Origin of the sequence: Actinoplanes sp. NPDC048791 (assembly GCF_040650095.1) — a bacterium.
Classification (GTDB): Bacteria; Actinomycetota; Actinomycetes; order Mycobacteriales; family Micromonosporaceae; genus Actinoplanes.
In genome coordinates, this window is record NZ_JBEZGQ010000791.1 from 1 (window position 1) to 4,009 (window position 4,009).

At 72.1% G+C, this 4,009-nt stretch carries 6 protein-coding genes; 2 read left to right on the forward strand and 4 right to left on the reverse strand.

Annotated elements, in window-relative coordinates; all coding sequences use genetic code 11:
• Window positions 1-172: 172 nt before the first annotated feature.
• Genes AB0C29_RS37100 through AB0C29_RS37110 form a run of 3 tightly spaced genes read right to left on the reverse strand, consistent with a single transcriptional unit; the run spans window position 173 to window position 2,036 of the window.
• On the reverse strand, window positions 173-739 hold the full coding sequence (locus tag AB0C29_RS37100) for a TetR family transcriptional regulator (protein ID WP_360830596.1): 567 nt from the start codon (window positions 737-739) through the stop codon (window positions 173-175).
• A gap of 26 nt (window positions 740-765) precedes the next feature.
• Window positions 766-1,146 carry a PPOX class F420-dependent oxidoreductase gene (locus AB0C29_RS37105; RefSeq protein ID WP_360830599.1) on the reverse strand — a complete coding sequence of 127 codons (381 nt, stop codon included), beginning with the start codon at window positions 1,144-1,146 and terminating at the stop codon, window positions 766-768.
• A 38-nt stretch (window positions 1,147-1,184) separates the two neighbouring features.
• Window positions 1,185-2,036 carry a LysR family transcriptional regulator gene (locus AB0C29_RS37110; RefSeq protein WP_360830602.1) on the reverse strand — a complete coding sequence of 284 codons (852 nt, stop codon included), beginning with the start codon at window positions 2,034-2,036 and terminating at the stop codon, window positions 1,185-1,187.
• 83 nt (window positions 2,037-2,119) lie between these two features.
• Here AB0C29_RS37110 and AB0C29_RS37115 point away from each other — a divergent pair, with 83 nt between their 5' ends.
• Window positions 2,120-2,617: a hypothetical protein gene (locus AB0C29_RS37115; protein WP_360830605.1), complete on the forward strand. Its 498-nt coding sequence runs from the start codon at window positions 2,120-2,122 to the stop codon at window positions 2,615-2,617.
• Between the two features lie 4 nt (window positions 2,618-2,621).
• On the opposite strand, the gene AB0C29_RS37120 is transcribed toward AB0C29_RS37115, so the two are convergent.
• Entirely contained in the window at window positions 2,622-3,209 is a 588-nt protein-coding gene (locus AB0C29_RS37120; protein ID WP_360830607.1) for a helix-turn-helix domain-containing protein, read from the reverse strand.
• Window positions 3,210-3,277: 68 nt separating this feature from the next.
• Here AB0C29_RS37120 and AB0C29_RS37125 point away from each other — a divergent pair, with 68 nt between their 5' ends.
• Window positions 3,278-3,898, forward strand: a complete 621-nt coding sequence (locus AB0C29_RS37125) for an NAD(P)-binding oxidoreductase (protein WP_360830610.1) — start codon at window positions 3,278-3,280, stop codon at window positions 3,896-3,898.
• Window positions 3,899-4,009: the final 111 nt, after the last annotated feature.

Below are 4,009 nucleotides of genomic sequence, written 5' to 3' on the forward strand. Positions count from 1 at the left end.
CGGGTGGCACCGCGTCGTCGAAGCGGGCCGTGTCGGCCAGCGGCACCTGGCCCGCCGCGCCGGGCTCAGCCGCGGCATCGCCGATGGCCGAGGTCGGTGCCTCGGTCAGCCAGGGATCCGCCGGCGGGGTGTGGCGTACGGAATCACTGTCGTCACTGCTCACAGCTCGAAGCTACGGCGGGTCCGCAACACCGTCACCAACCGCAACGGCGAGATCGGCCAGCGTCCGGAGGAACCGTTCACTGTCGACACCGTGCGGGTGCCGGCCGGCGAAGATGTCGGTGAAGATCCAGTAGTGGCTGACCGCCGCCATCAGCACCGCGGCCAGCGCGGCCGGGTCGGGATGCCGGGGTGACTCGCGGGCCACCCAGCCGGTCAGGGCCTCGTGCACCCGGGCCAGCTCCTGGCTGCGCACCTGGTCGAGCAGGTCCGGGAAGGACGCCAGGTCGCGCAGCAGCAGCCGGTTGACGTCGCGTTCCTGCTCCAGCCGGCGCAGCCCGGCCCGGGCCACGGCGAGGAAGCGGTCCCGGCGGGACAGCTCCGCGCCGGTCTGCTCCAAGTAGGTCACCAATGGCCGCCCGGCCTCGAACTGCCGGCGCAGGCCCTCCTCGAGCAGAGCGCGCTTGGTCTTGAAGTGCCGGTAGAGACCGCCGGCCCCGGCGGACAGCCCGGCGGCCGCCTCGATCTGGGCGATCGTGGTGGCGTGGTAGCCGTGGCGGCCGAAGAGGTCCATGGCCACGGTGACGATGGTGTCGCGGGTGCCGCTCAGCTCTGCTCCAGGGTCAGCTCGTAATGCAGGGTGGTCCAGCCCTTGCGGCGGTGCAGCGCCGGCACGATCCGGCCGTGCAGCCAGGGATGTTTCGCGGCGAGCAGGGCACGCACGGGCTCGGCCTCCGCCGCACTGAGCAGCCGCGCCTGGCCGGGGACGGCCGGGCCGGTCGGACGGCCGCGCATCGTGCTGGGCGCCACCCGGACCTCGGGGAAGTTGCGCAGCCGCTTGGCCTTGCCGGCCGCGTCGTAGCTGCGGAAATAGCCGTGCCCGCCGGACACGACCAGGCTGACGGGCGTGCCGACCCAGGAGCCGTCGCGCTTGCGGGTCTCCAGCAGCACCGTCCGCTGCCGGCCGAGGGAGTCGAGGGTGGTCATGGCGCACCTCCGCACGTAAGTAAGTACCTACTTACAGGCTACCCCAGAATCCGGTCCAGCAGACCGGCCACCCGGGGATCGGACAGTGCCGAGGGCTGGTGGACCACGTGATAGGTCACCGGCGGCAGACCCTCGACCGGTACGGCGACCAGCCCGGCCGGAGCCGGTACGCACCCGTTGACGATGGCCAGCCCCACGCCCAGGCCGACGAAGTGCGTGATCAACGGCCAGCCCTCAGCCTCCACCGCGACCGTCCACTCCACCCCGGCGCCACGCAGCGCCTGCTCCAGGAGCACTCGGTGCGGCCGGTGCTGCGGCGGCACGACCAGGCTCGAACCGGCCACGTCCGGCAGCGTCACCGCTCGGCGCCGGGCCAGCCGATGGCCTTCCGGCACGAGCAGCACCTGGGGGAAGGTCGCCAGCCGCAGCGCGATGAGGTCTTCCGGCAGCACGTCGAGCACGCTCACGCCGAGCTGTGCCTGTCCGGTGCGGACCGCGGCGAGCATCTGCCGGTGGTCGCAGGTGATCAGGCGCAGCCGGGTCGGCTCCTCGGCCAGCACCGCCCGGATCGTGTCACCGAGCAGATAGAGGTAGGCGCCCTGTCCCGCCGCCAGCACGACCGGCCGGCCCGGCACGACGCCGGCGAACTCGGCCAGGAAGTCCGCGAGCCGTTCGTCGTGCGCCCGGGCGAACCGGGCGACCGCCGCGCCGTCCGCGGTGAGTACGAGCTGCCGGCCGCTGCGGTGGTAGAGCGGCCGGCCCAGGACCTGGGCCAGCTTGCGGACTTTCACGTGCAGGGCGGGCTGGGAAATGCGCAGCTCCGCGGCTGCTCGGGTGAAGTTGAGGTGCTCGGCGAACACGGCGAAGGACGTCAGGGAATCGCTCGACACCGCCCGCTCATTCATAACCGGAGACTATAGCTGCGCCGACATCGATAGTTCTGCTTTAGCTTGCCGGCGATCAGGCTGAGGTCATGACGACACAACATTTCCGGCTCGGCGTCGACATCGGCCGGGTCATCATCGGCGGCGGCGCCCCGGGCGGCAACGACACCCAGTTCTTCAGCGGAGACACCGCCCGGATGCTCGCGACCCCGGCCGTGCCCGCGGCGATCGACACGCTGGCCCGGCTGGTCCCGCTCTTCGGGCAGGTGTGGCTCGTCTCCAAGTGCGGCGAACGGGTCCAGCGCCACACCCGCCAGTGGCTCGACCACCACGACTTCGCCGCCCGGACCGGCATCCCCGGCGACCACCTGCGCTTCTGCCTGAAGCGGCCGGACAAGGCGGTCCACTGTGCCCAGCTGGGGATCACCCACTTCGTCGACGACAAGCTCGACGTGCACCAGGCGCTGCGCGGTGTCGTGCCGTACCGCTACCTCTTCGGGCCCCAGCGCACCCCGCCGCCCGACTGGGTCGAACACACCCCGAGCTGGGCGGCGGCCGAGGCGGCGATCCGGCGCAGCCTGGGGTGACCACTCACCGCAGACCCGCGATCACCGTACGGGCGAACGACCGCGCGGCCGCGTCGTCGTCACGGCGGTCCACCCAGCCCATGTGCCCGAGGAAGGCGTGCTGCATGCAGGCTCCGGCCAGCAGTCCCGCGGCCGCGTACAGGTCGGCGTCGGCTCGGATGCGACCCGCTTGCGCCTCGGCACTCAGATATCCCGCGATGGCCTCGTTGACCTTGTGCGGTCCCAGGCCGTGCTTGCGCAGCCCGTCGGTGTGGGCGGCGAGGATGGTGCGGTCGGAGAAGATCGACGCGAGCATCGGAAAGTTGTCGGTGTAGAACACGATCGCCGCGCCGGCCACCGCGGCCAGCCGGTCCTCGAGGTCGTCGGGGCTGTCGCCGGCCGGCCGGTCCAGCGCCACGGCCAGCTCGGCGAAGCCGGTGGAGCGTTCCTGCAGCACGGCGAGCATCAGCTCGATCTTGTCGGCGAAATGCTTGTAGAGCGTCGCCTCGGAGAAGCCGGCCGCCGCCGCGATCTGGCGGGTGGTCACGTTGGCCAGACCACGCTCGCGCATCACGCCGGCCGCCGCGTCCAGGATGACGTCTCGGGTGCCCACCCTTGACAGGTTAGTGAACACTCACCACCCTGACTAGGTAGTGAGCGTTTACTAACCGAGGAGTCACCATGAAGATCACCGTGTTCGGAGCGACCGGCGGCACCGGGGTCGAGCTGGTGCGACAAGCGCTGGAGGCGGGACACGCTGTCACGGCAGTGGTCCGCTCGGCCGCGGACTTCCCGGCCGGCGTGGAGGTCGTCCGGGCCGACGTCATGGACCCGGCGGCGATCGAACCCGCCGTGGCCGGCCGCGACGTCGTCATCTCGGCGCTCGGTCACCGGCCGGGCGCCCACGAGCCGGTGTGCGCGCCGGCCGCGGAGTCGATCATTCAGGCGATGCGGGCGGCCGGGGTCCGGCGGCTGGTGGTGGTGACCGCGGCGGGCCACATCAAGGACTCCCACGACGGCTTCGTGACGGCGCGGATCCTCAAGCCTCTCCTGTGGTGGTTCCTGCGCGCCGCGTGGACCGATTTCGTGGCCACCGACCGGATCGTCGCGGCGAGCGGTCTGGACTGGACGATCATGCGTCCGCCCCGGCTGACCGACGGCGGGGCCAGGCCGTACCGCACGGCGCTCGACCACACCGTGCGTGGCGGCAGCTCGATCTCACGCACGGACCTGGCGACCGCGACCCTGGCCGCGGCGACGGACCCGGCCACCGTGGGGCACGCGGTCGCGCTCGGCTACTGACTCGCGGCCTCCAGGCCATACGGCACACGCTCGCGGCGACCGGCTCCCCGCGGGCGCGCCAAGCCGCCCCGGCAACTCAAGCCGCCCGGGCAACTCCAGCCCCGCGGGCGC

What these genes read in the sequence shown, in the direction of transcription:
- AB0C29_RS37105 (WP_360830599.1), bottom strand. Translation starts at nt 1,146, where the DNA reads ATGACCACCCTCGACTCCCTCGGCCGGCAGCGGACGGTGCTGCTGGAG.
- AB0C29_RS37115 (WP_360830605.1), top strand. Translation starts at nt 2,120, where the DNA reads ATGACGACACAACATTTCCGGCTCGGCGTCGACATCGGCCGGGTCATC.
- AB0C29_RS37125 (WP_360830610.1), top strand. Translation starts at nt 3,278, where the DNA reads ATGAAGATCACCGTGTTCGGAGCGACCGGCGGCACCGGGGTCGAGCTG.